The following is a 19,836-nucleotide window of genomic DNA, read 5'->3' on the forward strand; positions in this document are numbered from 1 at the left end:
TCCGCCTTCCTAACGCTTATTCCGCGAACAAACCTACAACATCAATACACTGAGCATGCTTGCGAATCTCAGCAACTTGCTCGATGAATGGGCGATGTTTGACAAGAACGCAGACGACGTCAGCATCAGCCAGCGCGCTACCCAGAGCGGACAGCTCAATTCCAGTGCCTTGTAGCTTGGCGGGCAATTCTTTGATGTTGGGTTCTACGGCGTGTACTTTGCATCCCAGGCTGGCAATCTTCTTGGCAACACCAACAGCAGGGCTTTCGCGCAAGTCATCAATATCGGGTTTAAAGGCCAAGCCCAGGCATGCCACTTTAATGTCTGCCATGCGTGCGTCAGGACGCAGCGACAGCACTCCGGCAATAGCGGCTTTGACTTTCTCCACAACCCACTCAGGTTTGTAGTCGTTGATCTCGCGAGCCAAGCGAACAATGCGGGCCTCTTCAGGTGTTTTGTCCACGATGAACCAAGGGTCCACAGCGATGCAATGACCACCCACCCCGGCACCAGGCTGCAAAATATTAACGCGTGGGTGACGGTTAGCCAGGCTGATCAGTTCCCACACATTAATATTCAAGCGATCACAAATCAGGGACAGCTCGTTGGCAAATGCGATATTGACATCGCGGAAGCTGTTCTCGGTCAGTTTGCACATTTCAGCGGTACGGGCATTGGTTGGCACCAAAGCACCTTCCACAAAGATCCGGTACAGCTCGGTAGCCATCTCGGTGGCTTTTTGTGTCATGCCGCCAATGACGCGGTCGTTACTCACCAATTCATGAACAACACGACCTGGCAAAACACGCTCTGGGCAATAGGCCACCTGAATGTCAGCTTCCTCGCCTGCTTGCTGAGGGAAACTCAAATCAGGACGGGCCTCGGCCAGCCACTGGGCCAACTGCTCAGTCGTACCCACCGGGGAAGTGGACTCCAGAATGACCAGATTGCCTTTGGCCAACACGGGAGCAATGGCTTTGGCTGCATCGGCGATATAGCTCAGGTCAGGTTTGTTGCCTTCCAGGAACGGAGTGGGGACAGCAATCAAAAACGCGTCAGCGGGTTCTGGCGTCAGCGTAGCGCGCAAATAGCCACCGTGCACAGCAGCCTGCACCAGCATATCCAGTTCAGGCTCAACAATATGAATCCGGCCCTGATTAATCGTATCGACCGCGTAAGCATTCACATCAACGCCAATGACCTTCTTGCGGCGGGAGGCAAATAATGTGGCAGTAGGCAGGCCAATATAGCCCAGGCCGATCATGGAGAGAGTTTCAAACATGCTGGTTTTCCGAATCAAGAGATCAAAGTTTTTAAAATTTCGCTAATGCGGGTGGCGGCCTTGCCGTCCCCATAGGGGTTGTGCGCCCGCGCCATACGCTCATATTCCGCAGCGTCATCCAGCAACTGCGTGGCAGCGCTAACAATGGCGTGTGTTTCTGTTCCCACCAAACGCACCGTTCCTGCATCCACGGCTTCCGGGCGCTCGGTTGTGTCTCGCATCACCAATACCGGTTTGCCCAAAGAAGGCGCTTCTTCTTGAATGCCCCCGGAGTCAGTGACCAAAAGATCACAACGATCCATTAGGTAAACAAAGGGCAAATAATCCAATGGTTCGATCAAATGAACGTCGGAAACGTCGGATAAGATACGACGTACTGGTTCCTGAACATTTGGATTCAAGTGCACGGGATACACCACCTGCACATCGCCACGAGAGGCAATCTGGCGCAAAGCCAGGCAGATGTTTTCAAAACCAGAGCCAAAGTTCTCGCGACGATGCCCCGTCACCAGAACCAAGCGTTTGGCTGGATTGATAAAAGAGAACTGAGCCTCAAAGCGGCTACGTAGTTCCGAGTCCTGACGTACGCGCGCTGCTACATCCAACAGCGCATCAATGACGGTATTGCCTGTAATATGCACCGTCTTGGGATCAACACCCTCATGCAATAAATGAGACTGCGATTGCTCGGTTGGAGCAAAGTGCACATCAGCCAATACGCCCGCTTGGCGACGGTTCATTTCCTCTGGCCAAGGCGAGTACTTATTATGAGTACGCAGGCCAGCCTCTACGTGACCGACCTTGATCTTGGCGTAATAAGCTGACAACGCTGCAGCCATCGTAGTGGTCGTATCACCATGCACCAAAATCATGTCTGGTTGCCATTGCTTGTACACATCACGCATACCCAACAACACATTACTGGTGATGTCATACAGGTCCTGACCTGGCTTCATCAGGTTCAAGTCAAAATCAGGTTTGATAGAAAAAATATCCAGAACCTGATCCAGCATCTGGCGGTGCTGACCCGTGACACACACGCGCGCTTCAAATGCAGAGTCAGCAGCCAATGCCTTAACCACCGGAGCCATTTTGATGGCCTCCGGTCGTGTGCCAAATACAGTCAAAATTTTCATTTTTAAAACCTTGCAATCCTAAGAGAAATAAGCCGTATAAGCTGATAAATACACGCCCTGCACCGACCCTGACAAATTACTCAAACTAAGACCCAGCTCTCTGCTATCAAGCCAATAATCAACACTCACTTCCATTTGCTCTCGTATATTTGACGAGCTTGATCGAAACGATATTGCTTTGCTGCATTTCTAAGACTTAGAAGTTGTTGTTCTTCAGACTCACTGAAAGCCATGCCCTCTGGCAATAAGCTTATCAATGCCTCCGCCTCCAATAACTCTCCCACCTCATACAATCGAAACGCTAACCACTTTTGTCGGAATGGAAGCGGTTCCAATTCATAGGCCCGTCGAGCCAGATTAACCACAATCTTGTCATCTATCTGAAGCTGACTACGAGCAACGGCAGTCCAAGCATTTGCCTGTAAAGAGAGACATAGAGGAACTTCACTCAACAAAGCTTCAACCGCTGCTTGTCCACCTGAAGCGTATGCCTGTACTACCTTCTCAAATGACTTGCCTCCCAAGGCTTTGGAAGGACGCGTATTCCGGTTCTGCCGCCATGCCCGCCACAGAGACACAGGAGCGGAGATAAAACCACTTACTGAGCCTGCAGCATCAATAAGTATTCTTCCCAGCTGATTCTCCAAAGCCTTTTGTGACTTCAAAAAAAACAAATGCGTCTGTGCTTCCACCAACGCGTGGCAACGAATGTTCTCAGCTAAAGCCTCAAACAAATAATCAAGCACATCCTCCGACACGGCCGGTTTTGTCCCTGCCTCGCGCAAAACCGCAGCAGAGATGTCACCGGCATCACCTAACAAGCACACCAACTCGCGTTGAAGCAACTCCAAGTGATCAAATAACAATCGGTTTTCATCACTTAGCAACTTTATTTGTGCCTCCCGCTCCTGATCCGGCACTTGCTCACCACACGAAGATACCTTGCTCATTCAAGCGCACCCCCGATCAATCCACATGGTCCAAGACAATGCTCTTGAGCAGCTTCAAAATCCCGGCCAGGATCAGCGCCAACAGCAAAGTCACCAAGGTGTTGTACAGACGACGCGGCTCCATCGGATACTCGGGCAAGGTGGCGGACTGCAGCACAGACACTTTCTCCAACATGCGAGTGGCATCAATCCTGCCTTTCTCCAAAGCAGTTAAAGAGGATTTGTAGAGCTCTTGTGTGAACTTCACATTCATATCCAAGCGATAAAACTCTTCTACATAGGCATTCAACGTGCCGCCGGACGGCGTCGCCAACTTCAGCTTTTCTTGCTTAATTTGCTCGTCCACTGCTTTCAAAGACTGTTTAAGCATCAGAATATTGGGATGGTCACGATCCAATGACTTGGGCAAAGAGGCCAATTGGGTCTGCAACTGAGCCCGCTGCCCTTCCAAGGCAGCCACAATCGCATTAATACTTTCTGCTGTGGCTTGTGGGGACAATAAACCGGCTTCATTCTGGTAGTTCAGCAAGTCCTGGCTCGCTTGTTGAAAGCGCTCCTGCGCCTGGTCAACCTGAGTAACCAAGAAATCGACCTGAACCTGGGCCATTTCATGGCCCAAGACGTTCATATAACGCTCGCCTTCCTTAACCAGCAGCTCCGTAATCGCCTGAGCCATCTCGGGGCTATAAGCTTGGACCTTGATGCGCAACACACCAGAGAAATCATCAAACTCCACTTCGACACGACGCAGGTAATGACGGTGAAACCACTCTAGCGACGCATCCTGGAACCACATCCGCGACACCAGATCATGATCCGAGGAACTGTAATGCGTACGTAAATCCAAAGACTGATCGAGCTTTTTAAGCATGTCCACGGACAACAAGTAATCACGCAACAACAACTGGTTCGCGCGATCAACAGTAGCCACACCCGATACCAACATCCCTAAGTCAAAAGAGGGGGCTCCTACCGAGTCTGTCTTTCGGATAATGACGTTAGCCTCGGACACATAGCGGTTCGAGGCAAAGATCAACCAGTACGCCGACGTCAAAACAGCCAGGATCAGAATCACACGTACGGCGTAATCAAATAAGCGCAATGAAAACCACGAACGCAGGCGAGCTCCAAAGGTAGGTTTCTTTGAAACGGCTTGATTAGAAGCGGTGCTAGCCGCCTGCGTAGTGACTTGAGGTGTATCTGTCATTTTGGAAGCGAATCCTTGTAGGCATTGAGCGCATCGTCAATCTGGTCAAACCAGTGCGCTCGTCCTTGATGCAGCCAGACACCCGCCTGGCAAAATTGTTTTAAGGTTTTATTGTCGTGAGCCACCATGATCAAGCCCGCGCGATTGGTCATGGTTTTAAAGGCGTCCGCGGCTTTCTTACGGAATGCCGCATCACCCGCTGCCGTCACCTCGTCCGAGATGTACACATCGAAATTAAAGGCAAACGACAACGCAAACTGAAGGCGGGAGCGCATTCCAGAGGAGTAGGTATAGACCGGCTCCTCAAAAGCTCGACCCAGTTCAGAAAAATCTTTAATAAAAGCCAGCCGATCTGCCAGATCTTCTTGATGACCATGCACTCTGCACACAAACTTGGCGTTTTGGCGGCCGGTCAAGGTGCCCTCCAACCCCCCGTTACCCATGGGCCACGACACCCTGCACATACGCTGCACCGTTCCCTTATTGGGGTGATCCACCCCACCGATCAAGCGCAACAACGTAGATTTCCCAGCACCGTTAGAGCCAATCAAACCCACATTTACCTTGGGTGGGATTGTCAGGTTGACCCCTTCCAACACCCAACGGCCCACACCATGGGCGGTCTTGTAGCGCTTATAAACATCCTTGACGACGATCATTTCATCACCAACTGCTGTGTAAAGCGTCTATACAAAACCAGGCCCAGAAATAGACTGACGATCCCCCACAGATACAGGTATCCCATGCTGACGCCAGGCACCATGTGGTAGTAATTCGCAAACCCTTTACGCACCAACTCCAGTCCATGCACCAAAGGATTGAACAAGAGCAGATCCCGATAAGGCTGGGGAACAGCAGAAATCGGCATGATGACCCCAGAGATCAAGTACAACGGCATCATCATGAGTTTCAATATGTGCTCTGTCTCACGAACCAAGGCCATCAAGACAGAGGCCACCAAGCCATAGCCCACACCAAAAAGCCATAACCCAAACATCGCCATCAAAACCTGCAAGGGGTCATCAGGCCGTACGTCATGCCCAAGCAAGGCTGCTCCCGCTAAGATAATGGCGGACACCAAGGTCATCAAAAATGCTTCCAAAACACCTCGTGCGACATACGTGTCAAAGGGATGAACCTGCCTGTAAGCAAACAACGGCTTATTACTATCGGCAGCGTGCATCACCTGCATCGCCGTACGACGAAACATAAAAAACGCCAGCATCCCCACCACAATCCAAACGGTGACATCAATGCCACCGACCGTACGCAGACGAATCACGGTGAAGATAAACGTGATGAAACTGATATGCAGCACCGGCTCCATCAACAACCAGAACCAGGCAGCCCGCATATCAAACAGACGGTCCAAGGATTCGCGCAAAAGCAGCGCCCGCCAGACCGACCAGGTGACGGCCATGGGGCTGCGCACCTGATTACTCATCTCGACCTCTACTAAAAATTTTGCGTTCAACCATGAGGCTCATCACTTCATCATGTTGTTCAAGGTCGTACTAGGCACGGCCACCGACACCACAAGACGCAGGAACTTCTGGAATTCAGCCGCTGGCGAGTTGGAGACGTAGATCACGTCCTTGTCCTGCACCGGGAAGTTCTGGGTGACAAAGAAAGAAGCCGGGTCACGCAGGTCGATCTCGTACACCACGGGTACGAGGCCCTGCTTGTCCAGCAGGGTCGACTCTGGCGCACCGTCCACCAGCGCAGCATCTTCAAAGCGGAAGACAAATACACCGCGAGCATCAGCACGTGAGGTATCCAGGCCGCCGGAGCGGGCCAGGGCCTGCACCAGGGAAATACCTTGGGCTTCAAACGGAATCTCTTCGTTCTTGCCTGTGGCGCCCAATATAGAGAAGCTTTGGTTCTGATACAGCGCCGTGATCACATCGCCCGGCTTTAACATAATGTTCTGGCTCGGATTACGGATGATCGTATCCAAGGCCATCGTCGATGTGTTCTGCTCACGCGAGAGCTGAATGGCGATACTGTTTACGGCTTGTTTAACGCCACCTCCGGCGGCCAAGGCATCCAGCAGGCGCTCGCCTTTCGGTGTCAAGGGCATCAAGGTGCTTTGATTGACTTCGCCCACCACCGTCACGTTGGAAGAGTTGTTCTGGGTGACACGCACCAATACTTGGGGGTTATTGGCCTTGCCTTGCAAACGCTTGGCAATGCTTTCTTCAATCTGTTGGGTGTTGTGGCCCTGGACAGCAATACGGCCTGCAAAAGGCATGCTGATCATGCCATCTGAGGTCACCATTTGTGACGGGAAGGCAACGGCATTCGTCGTCGCTGCCGTCGCCTTGGGATCCAAGGAAATACTGCCAAACAGCATGGCAGGCGGCGCTTCCCATACCGACACTTCCAGCACATCGCCGGGGCCAATCAGGTAGTTGTTCGAGCCCGAGCTAGGGAACTGGGCAGCAAAGTCACCCATGCGCTTTTTAGCGGCCAGTTTCTTGGTCAGGGAGTCAGTCACATTGACCAGAGTGATGCCTTCGATACGGCCATCACGTCGTTCTTGCACTTGCTGGCGGCTGGGGCCATCGGCTGGCATCCAGTCGGGCATCGTGGCACATCCGGCCAGTACGGCGACCAGGGTACTGGCCAGTACGGGCCGTCCTATTGCGGCGATCTTGCTAACTGCTGTGTGTAGTAATTGAGCCATGCTTATTTCTTCATGAGCGTATGAACGGTTTCACACGCCAGGTCTATGTCATCCTGGCTATGCGTGGAAGACAGAAAAAAGCGCAAACGTGCTGCTTTTTCTTCTACCGCAGGATGGATAATGGGTTGCACATTCAGACCGGCATCAAACAACTGACCGGACAATTTGACTGCTTTCAGAGAGCTGCCGGTAATCGCAGGAATAACGGCGTAGCCTTGGGCAAAACCGGTATTGATCCCCAGCGAGCGCATCGAAGTCAGAAACTGACTGCCACGCTCTTGCAGGTTTTGTACACGCTCGGGTTCCCGACGCATGATCTGCAAGGCTTTGAGCGAAGCGGCCGCCAACACGGGAGAGATTCCCACGCTGTACACAAAACCGGAGGCGGCGTATTTAAGCAATTCCACCAGCGCACGATCACCAGCGATGTAGCCGCCGCAACTTGCCAAGGTCTTGCTCAAGGTGCCCATCCAGATATCGACATCTCGACCCACCACACCAAAATGCTCGTGCGAGCCACGGCCCGTTTTGCCAAGCACACCCAGAGCGTGAGCTTCATCGACCATCAAAAACGCTTTATAGCGCCGTTTTATGTCAATAAATGCAGGCAGATTCGGGATGTCTCCATCCATGCTGTACAAGCCTTCAATCACAATCAGCACACGCTCGAACTGGCCACGAATATCGGCCAGAATGCGCTCCAGGGCGGCACTATCGTTGTGAGGAAATGAACGGCGGGCGGCACCCGATAACTGGATGCCTTGCAAAATACTGTTGTGGATCAGGCTATCGTGAATCACCAGATCCTTGGGACCAAACAAGTAACCAATGGTGCTGACGTTGGTGGCGTGCCCACTGACGAAAACCACGCAATCATCCACCTCATAGTTCTGGGCCAGTTCCTCTTCCAGCTCGCGCTGAACACGGCGCTCGCCCGCAACCAAACGGCTGGCCGAGGCCGATGTGCCGTACTGGTCCATCGCGGCTTTAGCGGCTGCATTGACTTCAGGGTGTGCTGACAGACCCAGATAGTTGTAATTGGCGAAGTTCAGATAGTCGCGCCCGTTGATCCGGGTATGCGCAGCCGCTACACCGTCGTGGCTGCGAAAAAATGGATTGCGCACGCCCATACGATCGGCCATGGCCTTGGGCACCAGCATTTTCTCGTAACCAGGGTGGCGGTCAAAGCGGGTGAAGGCATCCGGAATATGGCTGGCCGCGCCCTGACGGCTGGCAGACTGATCGGCCATGCGACCATCGCCGGTCGCTTGCCCAGTTTTACGTCCCAAAATGCGCTGAATCAGTTGTGCTTTACTACCTGGCGCCAGATCGTTCTTACTCATGAATCAGTGATGTCCCTGTTTCTGCCAATCGCTGTACATCCTTGGCCAGTCCTTGCAAGTCCGTATCGGACATCTCATCCCCGTGCTGACGTACGACATCGGCGACCAGATGCCCTGCATCGTGCTCTGCCGAGTCCTCGCCACCAGCCGTCAACTTATCGACAATGCGGGCGGCGACGTTCCAGACGGTGGGAGAATCGTTCAGCACCATGGCGGGCAACTGCACGCCAAAGCGTTGCTCCAAGCCCAAGGCCAACTCCACGGCCATCAAGGAGTCCATGCCCAGATCATGCAAGGAGCGTTGAGTTTCGATACGGTCTACTTCAGTACGCAAAATGTTGGCGACTTCCTGCGCCACCCATTCGGCCACCAAAGCGTGAATTTGCTCGGGCGTTTTACCAGCGATCAAGGCGTGAATATCCTGGCCGTCGCTACCGGAGTCCTGGTCCTTGCGAGCACGATTCAAGATGGCAAAGCGTTCGCTCTGGGCCGAGGCCAGCAAACGGGCCAGGGCATTCCAATCGAAGTTAGCCACAATGGACACTTCACCGTTAACAGCCAGCACGCGATCCAGTTGATCCAATGCCTGATCGGATTGCAGAGACGCTTTGCCCAGGCGTTTGCCCAAGCTGTCCTTCACGGTTTCATTGCGGGTCAGGTAACCTGCGTCGCCAATCGGCCCCCAAGCAATGCAAGAAGCCGCCAGACCCAGGTTCTGACGCAGGCGCGTCAGCCCTTCCAGGCCCGCGTTGGCGGCCACATAGTTCGCCTGTCCGGGGTTACCAATAGAAGTCGTCACCGAGGAATACAGCACGAAGTGGGACAAACTCACATCCTGAGTGGCCAGGTGCAGATTCCATGCCCCCACCAACTTGGTTTGCAGCACCTTGTTCAAGCTGTCCTGATCCATATTCGCGATCAGGCGATCATCAAACACGGCGGCAGCATGCAGCACACCCGTTAACGGACTATCACTTGCCTGAATCTGGGCGACGGCAGCTTGTACCGCTGCACAATCCGTGACGTCACACGCCACGATTTGCACACGACAGCCTTGTGTCTGGAACTGTTCCAGCAGCGCTTGTGCACCCGGGGTATCGGCACCACGGCGTCCCGCCAAAACCAAAGAGCGCACGCCACGCTTGACCAGCCATTGGGCTGAAGCCAAACCGAAGCCAGACAAACCGCCCGTTACCAACCACGTGCCCTGTGTGGACAAGTCGATAGGGGTCGCTATTTGTTTTGCGGGCAGGTGGGGCCGGGCATCCTTCAAGGACACCACCAGCTTGCCGATGTGACGAGCCTGTTGCATGGCGCGGAATGCATCGACCACATGCTCGGCACCGAAACTGCGGTAAGGCAATGGGAACAGCGCGCCGTCATGGAACAGTTCCATGACTTCTTTGAACAAACGTCCTGCCAGGGCTGGACGTCCTGTCAGCAACTGGTCGGCATCAATACCGAAGTAACTGATATTGCTCTTGAAGGGACGCAGACCAATCGGTGTGTTCTCGAAAAAGTCACGCTTGCCCAGTTCCAGGAAACGGCCAAATGGGCTCAAGACATCCAGGCTGCGGCGCATGGCTTCACCTGCCAGGGAGTTCAGCACCACATCCACGCCCTCACCGCCAGTGGCATCCATCACATCCTGAGCAAAGCTCAGGCTGCGCGAATCGAACACATGGTCAGCGCCCAACAAGGAGGCGAACACTCGCTTCTCGTCCGTGCCAGCGGTGGCATAAATCTCTGCGCCCAAATGGCGGGCGAGCTGGATTGCAGCAATTCCCACGCCGCCTGCAGCACCATGGATCAGCACCTTCTCGCCGGGCTGGATATGGGCCAGGTGCGTCAGCGCGTAGTACACGGTGAAGAACACAGTGGGAACGGTAGCGGCGGCTTCAAAATCCCAACCTTCAGGCATGGGAGCGATAGCATCCGCACGTGTCACCACATGGCTGGCAAAGCAGGAGGAACCAAAACCCATCACCGGCTGGCCGACCGACAGGTTAGTGACATCGGCCCCAAGGCGTGTGACCACACCCGAGAACTCCAGGCCCAGGCTCGCACCGGCGAACCCGTTTTCTACGGCTTCGTCCGGCAACAAGCCCATCAAGTACATCACGTCACGGAAGTTCAGGCCCGCTGCCATGGTGCGGACTTCGACCTGATCCGCAGCCAGAGTGGGCGCTTGAACAGCTTGCCATTCCAGATTGCGCAACTGTCCGGGCACGTGGAAGTCCAACTTAAAGCGGGCATCCTGGCCTAATTGAGCACTTACAAGCTGAGTGGCCTCTTGCAACACCAAGGTATGGCGTGCGTCTTGAGACAAGACAATTTCTGTCGCACCATCTGGCCACAGCAGCTCGCACTCCAGGCGCTGAGCGATGTTGCCGGCATTCAGATCGCCGGCCAGATCGATCAGAATGCAGGACAAGGCAGGCAGCTCGTTCATAACGACGCGGCCAAAGCCCCACAAGGCCGACTGGGCAGGATTCACCGCCCAATCCAATTCTTCCGCCATCGCAGGCAATGCTCCGCCGTGCGTCACCAGGAACAAACGGCTTGCAGCAGCACGGGCGGACAAGCTTTGAGTCAGGTTCAGCAGTTGCGCACTGGTCTGGCTGACAGCAGCAACGGTATCAGCCCAACCCAGCATCGGCACCACATTCAGCGTGTGCTCATCAGCCAAAGCGTCGGCACTGGGTGGCCAGGCTTGGGCGCAAACCGTCTGTCCGACTGCCTCCAAACGAGCTTGCAAAGAATGGGCATGCGTTTGGGAAGCCTCGTCAAACAACAGTAGCCACTGGGCTGTAGCGACGGCCTCCAGATTCTGACCTGTCTGCTTTGTCGCGGCGCTGGCCAAAAGCAAATAAGCACCTTCGCTCAACGCCTGAGCGGCAGGCTCTGGGGCTGTTTGTACCTGCTCAAAACCCGCTTGCTCCAAAGCCCTGTGCCAGCCTTCAGGCGACAGCAAGGAAGAGGATTGCGACTCAGCGGCTGTATGCCACCAGCTTGGGTCCAGACCGGACAGAAAATCCGCATGCCAATCAGGGTGACACTCGGCCAGCAGCAAAACACCACCTGTAGCCAGCCACTGCTTGCTACGCAGCAAAGCAGGTGGAACATGCACGGTACGGTGCAGGCTGTGACGCAAAATCACGACATCAAACTGTGTGTCGTTGGACTGATCCAGTTGCCACTCTTGCAAATCAAAACCGACAACTTGCACATTGGCTAGCGCATGATGTTGCGTCGCCTGACGTGCCTGCAAATCGGCATCCGGCAAGGCCAACACATACTCAAACTGATCTTCAGACAAACAAGCCGCCAGCGTCTTGGGCAAATCGCTAGGGCCAACAGCGACTTCCAGCACACGCAGCCGCTGGGAAACCGGCAAGTTCGCAGCCAGCTCTCGCAACTGGGCTTCCAGTGCCTGACGCACACCCAGATACATGGGGTCATCGTCATACAGCACTTCAACCACCGGGGAACGGCGCAAGGAAGCCAGCAGTTTTTCGCCTGAAAGATCACCACGTAACAAGGCGGGCAGTTGGCGGCCCACCGAACCAATCTGGGTCAACTGCGGCAGGCTGCTCGGGGAGTCCTGCAAAATCGTGCGCCACAAGTCCTGGGCAGAAGGCATATCCGCCTGCTCCGCCACTCGATAGCTTTCCCCATCTTGCAGCAGCGCTTCACTGCGCAACAGCTCACTCATCCAGCAGCCATACGGACTATTCAATACCTCGGCACTGAGCTCGGCTGGTTTAACGTCCTGGAAGGCTTCATAAATAAAGGACAGACTCAAGGCATCCAGCAAAGGCAAAGTCTGCTGGAACCAGGTTTCGCGTTCTTGCTGCTGATCGACCAGTGCAGCCCAACCGCTTTGGGCCAGTTGTTCAGGCGAGAGCGTAACGGCGGCTCGCTCATCATGAGGATGAGGACGCAGATACGGGTTAATTTGCCAGTTGGAGACCGCGTGTCGGTCCTGACGCAAGAAATGTGCCGCGCGGAAACGACAAGCCTGGGCGCTGGCCAGCAAGCGGCCATCAGCACCATACAGCTCAAAGTCCGCCAGTACCGAACGGGCACTGCTGCGACGCAGATGCGCACGGAAATGCGTCACTTGCCCTTCGGTGGACAAGGTAAAGCGGCCTACTTTCACAGGCAATAAGGCAACGCCTTGGCCTACTTCAATATCTTGTGCGAAGAAATCCACCAGAGACTGGTAGCACACGTCCATCAAGGCCGGGTGCAGCAGATAACCGTCTTGCTCCAGGCTGACGGGCATTTCCAGTTCCGCATGCAGGTACGTATCTTGCACCTGTGAGACCTTCAAACCCTGGAAGGCTGGACCGTAGTCCAAGCCCAAGGAATGTGCCAGACGATAGTGGCGATCACGATCAATCTGCCGTTCCGCCGAGCTTAGGGGCGAGAGCTCTGGCTTGGGCATGCGCTCATCCGAAGCCAGAATGCGGCCACTAGCGTGTACCACCCACTCGTCCTGGCTCAGGCGTTGGCGGCTCTTGATATAGAAACTGCCATCGCGCGGACTCAGCACAAAGCGCAGGCTGCGGGCATGCTCACCGTCAAAGACCAGCGGAGCCAGAATATCCAGCTCGTCCACCTGGATCAGTGCTTCGCCCAGCCACTCGCGGGCTGCGGCCAAGGCCATCTCCAAATAAGCAGCGCCGGGGTACACCATGGCCCCACCCACTTTGTGATCAGCCAGCCAAGGCAAAATCACCGGGTCTAGTACGTTTTCCCAGCTGATATCGCTATCGGGCAGGCGCCAACCCAGCAAATCATGTACTCGTCGGCGCTCAATGGAGCGCATCCCTTCTGTGCTGGTCTTGTACCAATGACGCTCGCGCTGCCACGGATACACAGGTAGATCCACCGGATTACCAGCCACGGGGAAACGGGCCTTCAACTGGGAAGGCAGCAGAGCCAGGGTATGCAGGGCCGTATCGACCAGACGCTGTGGGCCATCGTCATGCTTGCGCAGGCTGGACAGCACAACACCCTGAACATCGGCCTGAGTCAGGGTTTCACGGATGTAGCGCTGCAAAATGGCATGCGGGCCAATTTCCAGAAAAACACGGCAGCCCTGCTTGGCCAGGCAAGCAATGGCCTGCTCAAACTGCACGGGCTCGCGAATATTGCGCCACCAGTACTCCACACCCAGCTCGTATGGAGGCAACTCTTGACCGGTAACGGTCGAAACAAAACGCGCCTGTGGTTCCGGCTGGCCGGGCTGCAAGTCGCCCAGGCTCTTTTCCAGATGCGGCAACAAGCCATCCATATAGGGGCTGTGAAAGGCGTAATCCAGATCCAACAAGCGAAAGAAAACGCTTTGGTCTTCCAGGGCAGACTGAATGCGTTGCAAGCCCTCCAGGCTACCGGACAAGGTGATATTGGAGGGGCTGTTCACACCCGCCACATTCACGCCCAAGTCCGCACCCTGGCTTTCCAGCAAGGTGTTTACCGCTTCCAGCGATAGACCAATAACGGCCATCCGGCCTTGACCACGAGTCAGGCCTTGGGCCTGGCTACGGGCACAAATCACACGTATGGCTTGTTCCAGATCCAGAGCACCAGCGGCCCAGGCTGCAGCAATTTCACCTACGCTATGTCCCGTGACGGCATCAGGCTGAACGCCATCTTCGCGCAGCATGCGCGTCACAATAACCTGCAGGGCAAACAACAGGGGCTGGGCAACGGTCGTGTCGTCCATACGGGAGGCAGCAGGCTCGGCCTGCAATTGCTCCAGTAACGAGAAACCCGCCAAGGGCTGCATCAAGGTGTCCAGCTCGGACAGCAGTGCGGCGAAACGAGGGGACTCGCGCAACAAGGTCACGCCCATACCCAACCACTGCGCTCCGTTACCCGCATACACGAAAGCCAGTTGAGCTTCTTTATCCAGGGCATCTACCGTTTGCAGACCCTGCGGGTCTTGCCCCTGCGCGTAAGCACGCAATTGCGCCACGCCTTCTTCAACCGTTTCGGGCTGAATGATCAAAGCACGAGCCAAAGTCTGCCGACCGTGCGCTACCGCGTAACTGACATCGTAAAACGCTTGTGCCGTCTTGCCATCCAGCAAATCCGCATAATTACCAGCCTGTTCCCGCAGGGCGGCTTCTGTTTTGGCCGACAAGACTAAAGGCGGCAAAACCGAGTTCGGCGCAACAGTCGATTGACCAACGCGTGCGACAGGGGCCTGTAGCAAAACGTGTGCGTTGGCACCACCAAAGCCAAAAGAATTAAGGCCCGCCACCAAAGGCTTGCCGTCGGTACGATGCAACTGACGGCCTTGCGGTAACAATTCCAGATTCAAGCCGTCAAAATCAATCGCGGGATTGGGGGTGTTCAAATGCAAAGCAGGCGGCAGGGCTTGATGCTGCAAAGCCAGCACCGTTTTGACCAAACCGGCCATGCCGGAGGCTGACTCCATATGCCCCAAATTCGCTTTGACTGAACTAATAGGCAAACGCTGTTGGCGCGTTTTTCCATACACCGCACTGATTGCGGTAGTTTCAATAGGGTCGCCTACTGCCGTACCGGTACCGTGGGCCTCGACAAAGTCCACATCACCCGCAGTCAGGCCGCTGCGCTCTAAAACGGAGCGCATCAACTCAATTTGTCCCTGGCAGCTAGGGATGGTGATGCCGGTCTTGCGAGCACCATCGGCATTCACGCCCGTAGCCAAAATGACAGCCTGTACCTGATCACCATCGGCTAGTGCTTGCTCCAAAGGCTTGAGCATCAGTACCGCACCGCCCTCGGAACGGACATAGCCATTGCCGGCCTCATCAAACGCCTTGCAGCGTCCGTCTGCCGACAACATCGACGCTTTGGTAAAGCCGACAAAGGGATAGGGGTGCAGCAACAGATTGACGCCACCGACCAAAGCGGTCGAGGCCTCGCCATTACGCAGGCTTGAGCATGCTTGATGCAAAGCCACCAAGGATGACGAGCAGGCGGTATCCACCGCCATGGACGGTCCGTGCAAGTCGTAGATATAAGACAGACGGTTGGCCGCAATACTCATGGTATTGCCGGTCATCATATGGGCAGTCAGGCTGGCCAAATCATCCAGGCCGCGCATGCCGTAATCCAAACCGGAGATACCGACATAAACCGCACAGTCACTACCAGCCATGGCGGACGGCACAACGCCCGCGTTTTCCATGGCTTCCCAGGACAGCTCCAGCAACAGACGCTGTTGCGGGTCTAGCCAGGCGGCTTCGCGTGGGGAGATACCAAAAAAATCCGCATCAAACTGGTCGATACGCGACAGAACGCCAGCCGAAAACGTGATGCTGCGACCCGGCTCGGACCTTTTGTCGTGTTGCAATTCGGCAGTCGCCCAGCGATCAGCGGGAATTTCCGTGACCAGATCGCGCTTTTGAATTAAAGCATTCCAAAACTGGTCGGGCTGCGATAAATCGCCCGGGAAGCGAAACGCCATGCCAATAATAGCGATTGCTCCAGACGCAGTATTGCTTTTATTAATATCCGTACGGGATGCTTTTAACTCCTTAGCACCCTTTCCTGTATTTTGAGACACGCACCCTACCCTTTCGATCTTTACTGACTTGCCCTGTCATCGCGGAGCACGGAATAGTCATGTTTGATAAAACGCTATTTCGGACAACGACTCCTGACATAGCCGTGTCGCAGACAGCACACCAGTAAACAATGGCGAAAATTACACCTAGTTACTATGACTTACAAACCCCAATTACATGTAAATTACACAAACTCAATGCAATCAGATAATATTTATTTTCGATTTTTATTTAAGCAATGACGCAAAAATAAAAGATCAAAATTAAATACCCACTATTAATATTGTTCTATTTATTGTTTACAACAAAAAATGTGTGTTTGAAAAATGACAAAACCTTGGTCATATTCACCAAGGAAGTCCAATCAAGCCACTAGGCAAAACATCAACGCTGCTTTCATTTCGCTGCCACCTTGAGAAAAATGAAACTATTAACGTGATATTAAGCAAAGTCTTTTTCTCACTAAAAAACTTTTCCTACTGGTGCTAACCTGCTGCACTGCAAAAAGATTAGCAGCTCGGAATGTTACCATTACGCAGTTGTTCTAATCCATAAAGAATTGAAATGAGACACAGGCGCACTGTAACAATCCACTGCTGCGCGAATGCCTTTAAACAAGCTTCTTCAAGACTATCAGGCCACTTACAGGTCAGTCATAATTGACAATCAAGTGCGTTACAACAAGAGAAAAAAGACCAGGTAATCGCATCTAAAATCTCATTTTTGATACAAACAAGACAGACGCACGACCAGCGCAAAACCGTTACTGGTGCCGGTATACGATGCCCCCCTTCTGGCCTACGCCCCCAGTACTACCAAAGCAGTGTTTTCCCTTAGCCGCATCAAAAACACCCGAATCAGGGCAGTTTTTTTGGGGGTTATCCCTCATCTATAGCTAGGCACACCTAGGCTCTATACGAATTGCCTTATGGCCTGGCTGTCGCACGCCGTTACATTGAAGTGGCTTGATCTAATAATTAATCCACTCTGGAGACATTTCATGGGTACGAACGCGACCACCGCACCCGTCGACGAACGATTACCAAACGGCCGACTGGCGGCGCTGGGCTTGCAGCACGTTTTGGTAATGTACGCCGGTGCTGTCGCGGTTCCACTAATTGTGGGCCGGGCATTGAACCTGACGTCTGAAGAAGTATCTATCTTGATTGCCGCTGACCTGTTTGTCTGCGGCATCGTGTCCATCATTCAATCGATGGGCTTCACGCAGTACTTTGGCATCAAACTGCCCGTCATGATGGGCGTAACCTTTGCCGCTGTGGGCCCCATGGTGTCCATGGCACAGGCCAACCCAGGTCAGGAAGGGGCCCAATTGCTTTTTGGCACCGTGATTGGGGCGGGGATCATCACCATGATCATCGCCCCTGCCGTTAGCCGCATGCTGCGCTTTTTCCCGCCTGTGGTGACCGGCACCATTATTGCCATGATCGGCATTACGCTGATGCGCGTGGGGATCAACTGGATTTTCGGTAACCCTGTCGGCCCTACCGCCCCCACGGTCATTAACCCCGACCACCTGGCCTGGATTCAACACGCACAATCGGCTGCGGCCATGCCCGGCTCTGCCTTGCCCCCACCCCCAGAAGGTCTGGCCTTGAAAGCAACGGTACCCAACCCGCGCTATGCCAACCTGACCGGTCTGGGCATTGCCGCCATCGTGCTGACCTCGATTCTGCTGATCGCTAAATTTGCAAAAGGCTTTCTGGCTAACGTGGCCGTATTGCTGGGTATTGTCATTGGCGCGGTTGTGGCGTCGGCCATGGGCATCATGACTTACGAAAAAGTGGCCAACGCTGCCTGGGTGGATCTGGTCTTGCCATTCCACTTCGGGATGCCTCGATTCAACCTCCTTCACATTGCCACCATGACGCTGGTCATGATTGTGGTGCTGATCGAATCGACCGGCATGTTCCTGGCGTTGAGCGATATGACAGGCAAGAAAGTAGATCAGAAAGATCTGGCACGCGGCCTACGTACCGACGGTCTGGGCACCTTGCTGGGCGGTATTTTCAATACCTTCCCCTACTCCAGCTTCTCGCAAAACGTGGGTCTGGTTGCCGTTACTGGCGTACGCAGCCGCTTTGTCTGCGTGGCCGGTGGCGTGATTCTGATTATTCTGGGCCTGCTGCCCAAGATGGCGGCCCTGGTTGAGTCCCTGCCTACCGTGGTTCTGGGCGGCGCCGGGATTGTGATGTTCGGTATGGTGACGGCCACTGGTATCCGCATTCTGTCCGGCGTGGACTACAAGACCAACCGCAATAACTCCATGATTGTGGCCATCTCCATTGGCGTGGGCATGATTCCTCTGGTGGCCCCCAACTACATGCAGTGGATGCCTCACGCCATTCACCCGCTGATCGAGTCGGGCATCTTGCTGACCTCGATTGCTGCCGTTCTGCTGAACTTGTTCTTTAATGGTGCTAAAGAAGATACGCATGCAGCGGTAGAAGCCGCCAAGCACGCTGAAGCCTGAAACGCTTGCCAAGCTTGTCGTGAAACCGGCCTGTCGAATCCATGACAGGCCGGTTTTTTATCGTCCGATACACCAAGCGAAAACGCCCCTTTCAGGAACTGCCAACTGAAAACGGCGTACAAGTTACTTGTCGCTGGGCTGTCCAAAGAGAAAGATCGCCTCCTTGCTGGGCATCAAACCAAAGGCGCAGCGCGTGGCTGCTCCCCTTTTCTGACATCACGAAGCAAAACGCCGTGCACCAGCCACACACAAGGCAGCGCCTAAAGTGACCCAGATCATGCTGGCATTGACGGACTCGCCCAATAAAGCGGCAGCCAGTCCCAAGCCCATAAAAGGTTGCAGCAACTGTAATTGCCCCACCGCAGCGATCCCGCCGTGTGCCAACCCTCGATACCAGAACACAAAACCCAGGAACATGCTGAATACTGATACATAGCCGAAACCTAACCAGGCGGCAGTGTTCACATGACTGAAGCTCTGGGGCCAGAACCACAGCATCATGACGAACATGAAAGGCAAGGAAAGCACCAAGGCCCAGCAAATCACTTGCCAGCCGCCCAGACGACGTGACAGGCGTCCGCCTTCGGCATAACCCAGGCCACACACCACCACGGCGGCCAGCATATACAGATCCCCTTGCCAGGCCGCATCCAGACCTTCTCGCGCGGCATAGGCCATCACAAGCAAGCAGCCTAAAACAGAGCACACCCAGAACACGGGTTTATGCCGTTCACCAGCCAAGACCACCCCAAAGAGCGCTGTGCACAAAGGCAACAAGGCGACGTACACAATGGAATGCGCCGAAGTGATGTACTGCAGGGCCAGCGCCGTCAGCAAGGGAAATCCCAGCACAACACCAAAACCAACCACGGCCAGGGGTAAGAGGTCCGATCGTTGTGGCCGTGCCACGCGCCCAATCACTAACCAGGCAGCCGCCAGCAAGGCGGCGACCACCGCTCGCGCTCCGGTCAGGAAAAAAGGATCCATACCCAGCACAGCAACACGCGTCGCCGGTAAAGAACCGGCAAAGATTGCGACGCCCATAAAGCCGTTTAGCCAGCTGACTGCCTTGCTATCCATCATTCGCTCCGACAAAGATGCTTGTCAGTACAACACAGCTATGCCAGCATACCTAGGCACAGTCCAGTACAGTTTTAAAAAACTGTACTGCCC

At 54.5% G+C, this 19,836-nt stretch carries 11 protein-coding genes; 1 reads left to right on the forward strand and 10 read right to left on the reverse strand.

The window, feature by feature from the left end; translation table 11 throughout:
• Positions 1–16 precede the first annotated feature (16 nt).
• The 9 genes from wecC to OKX01_RS17315 all read right to left on the reverse strand — a co-directional run bounded on the left by wecC (position 17) and on the right by OKX01_RS17315 (position 16,171).
• On the reverse strand, positions 17–1,282 hold the full coding sequence (gene wecC, locus OKX01_RS17275; RefSeq protein WP_230019382.1) for a UDP-N-acetyl-D-mannosamine dehydrogenase: 1,266 nt from the start codon (positions 1,280–1,282) through the stop codon (positions 17–19).
• 14 nt (positions 1,283–1,296) lie between these two features.
• Positions 1,297–2,418 carry a non-hydrolyzing UDP-N-acetylglucosamine 2-epimerase gene (gene wecB, locus OKX01_RS17280; RefSeq protein ID WP_108728408.1) on the reverse strand — a complete coding sequence of 374 codons (1,122 nt, stop codon included), beginning with the start codon at positions 2,416–2,418 and terminating at the stop codon, positions 1,297–1,299.
• 125 nt (positions 2,419–2,543) lie between these two features.
• Positions 2,544–3,368, reverse strand: coding sequence for a hypothetical protein (locus OKX01_RS17285; RefSeq protein WP_264672170.1), 825 nt, complete (start codon positions 3,366–3,368; stop codon positions 2,544–2,546).
• A gap of 16 nt (positions 3,369–3,384) precedes the next feature.
• Positions 3,385–4,575, reverse strand: coding sequence for a chain-length determining protein (locus OKX01_RS17290; RefSeq protein WP_203226723.1), 1,191 nt, complete (start codon positions 4,573–4,575; stop codon positions 3,385–3,387).
• Positions 4,572–5,234, reverse strand: coding sequence for an ABC transporter ATP-binding protein (locus OKX01_RS17295; protein ID WP_108728406.1), 663 nt, complete (start codon positions 5,232–5,234; stop codon positions 4,572–4,574). The genes OKX01_RS17290 and OKX01_RS17295 overlap by 4 nt, the downstream gene beginning before the upstream one ends.
• Positions 5,231–6,019, reverse strand: a complete 789-nt coding sequence (locus tag OKX01_RS17300; protein WP_264672171.1) for an ABC transporter permease — start codon at positions 6,017–6,019, stop codon at positions 5,231–5,233. Before OKX01_RS17300 ends, OKX01_RS17295 begins: the two co-directional genes overlap by 4 nt.
• Before the next feature lie 42 nt (positions 6,020–6,061).
• Positions 6,062–7,261, reverse strand: coding sequence for a polysaccharide biosynthesis/export family protein (locus OKX01_RS17305; protein ID WP_264672172.1), 1,200 nt, complete (start codon positions 7,259–7,261; stop codon positions 6,062–6,064).
• Between the two features lie 2 nt (positions 7,262–7,263).
• A complete protein-coding gene (locus OKX01_RS17310) occupies positions 7,264–8,604 on the reverse strand; it encodes an aminotransferase class I/II-fold pyridoxal phosphate-dependent enzyme (RefSeq protein ID WP_264672173.1) in 1,341 nt (446 codons plus the stop codon).
• Complete coding sequence (locus tag OKX01_RS17315) at positions 8,597–16,171, reverse strand: type I polyketide synthase (protein WP_264672174.1); 7,575 nt, start codon at positions 16,169–16,171, stop codon at positions 8,597–8,599. The genes OKX01_RS17310 and OKX01_RS17315 overlap by 8 nt, the downstream gene beginning before the upstream one ends.
• 1,001 nt (positions 16,172–17,172) lie before the next feature.
• On the opposite strand from OKX01_RS17315, the gene OKX01_RS17320 reads away from it, so the two are divergent.
• The gene (locus tag OKX01_RS17320; protein WP_094197974.1) at positions 17,173–18,663 is read left to right on the forward strand and encodes a nucleobase:cation symporter-2 family protein; all 1,491 of its coding nucleotides are present in this window, start codon (positions 17,173–17,175) and stop codon (positions 18,661–18,663) included.
• A gap of 216 nt (positions 18,664–18,879) precedes the next feature.
• Here OKX01_RS17320 and OKX01_RS17325 read toward each other — a convergent pair whose 3' ends face one another.
• Positions 18,880–19,743 carry a DMT family transporter gene (locus OKX01_RS17325; protein WP_094197975.1) on the reverse strand — a complete coding sequence of 288 codons (864 nt, stop codon included), beginning with the start codon at positions 19,741–19,743 and terminating at the stop codon, positions 18,880–18,882.
• Positions 19,744–19,836 lie beyond the last annotated feature (93 nt).

Source organism: Alcaligenes sp. SMD-FA (genome assembly GCF_025960365.1).
In the GTDB taxonomy this organism is placed as follows: Bacteria; Pseudomonadota; Gammaproteobacteria; order Burkholderiales; family Burkholderiaceae_B; genus Alcaligenes; species Alcaligenes aquatilis.

Coding starts and splice junctions, on each gene's coding strand:
- OKX01_RS17325 (WP_094197975.1), bottom strand. CDS start 19,743: ATGGATAGCAAGGCAGTCAGCTGGCTAAACGGCTTTATGGGCGTCGCA.
- wecB (WP_108728408.1), bottom strand. CDS start 2,418: ATGAAAATTTTGACTGTATTTGGCACACGACCGGAGGCCATCAAAATG.
- OKX01_RS17320 (WP_094197974.1), top strand. CDS start 17,173: ATGGGTACGAACGCGACCACCGCACCCGTCGACGAACGATTACCAAAC.
- OKX01_RS17310 (WP_264672173.1), bottom strand. CDS start 8,604: ATGAGTAAGAACGATCTGGCGCCAGGTAGTAAAGCACAACTGATTCAG.
- OKX01_RS17290 (WP_203226723.1), bottom strand. CDS start 4,575: ATGACAGATACACCTCAAGTCACTACGCAGGCGGCTAGCACCGCTTCT.
- OKX01_RS17305 (WP_264672172.1), bottom strand. CDS start 7,261: ATGGCTCAATTACTACACACAGCAGTTAGCAAGATCGCCGCAATAGGA.
- OKX01_RS17300 (WP_264672171.1), bottom strand. CDS start 6,019: ATGAGTAATCAGGTGCGCAGCCCCATGGCCGTCACCTGGTCGGTCTGG.
- OKX01_RS17285 (WP_264672170.1), bottom strand. CDS start 3,368: ATGAGCAAGGTATCTTCGTGTGGTGAGCAAGTGCCGGATCAGGAGCGG.
- wecC (WP_230019382.1), bottom strand. CDS start 1,282: ATGTTTGAAACTCTCTCCATGATCGGCCTGGGCTATATTGGCCTGCCT.
- OKX01_RS17295 (WP_108728406.1), bottom strand. CDS start 5,234: ATGATCGTCGTCAAGGATGTTTATAAGCGCTACAAGACCGCCCATGGT.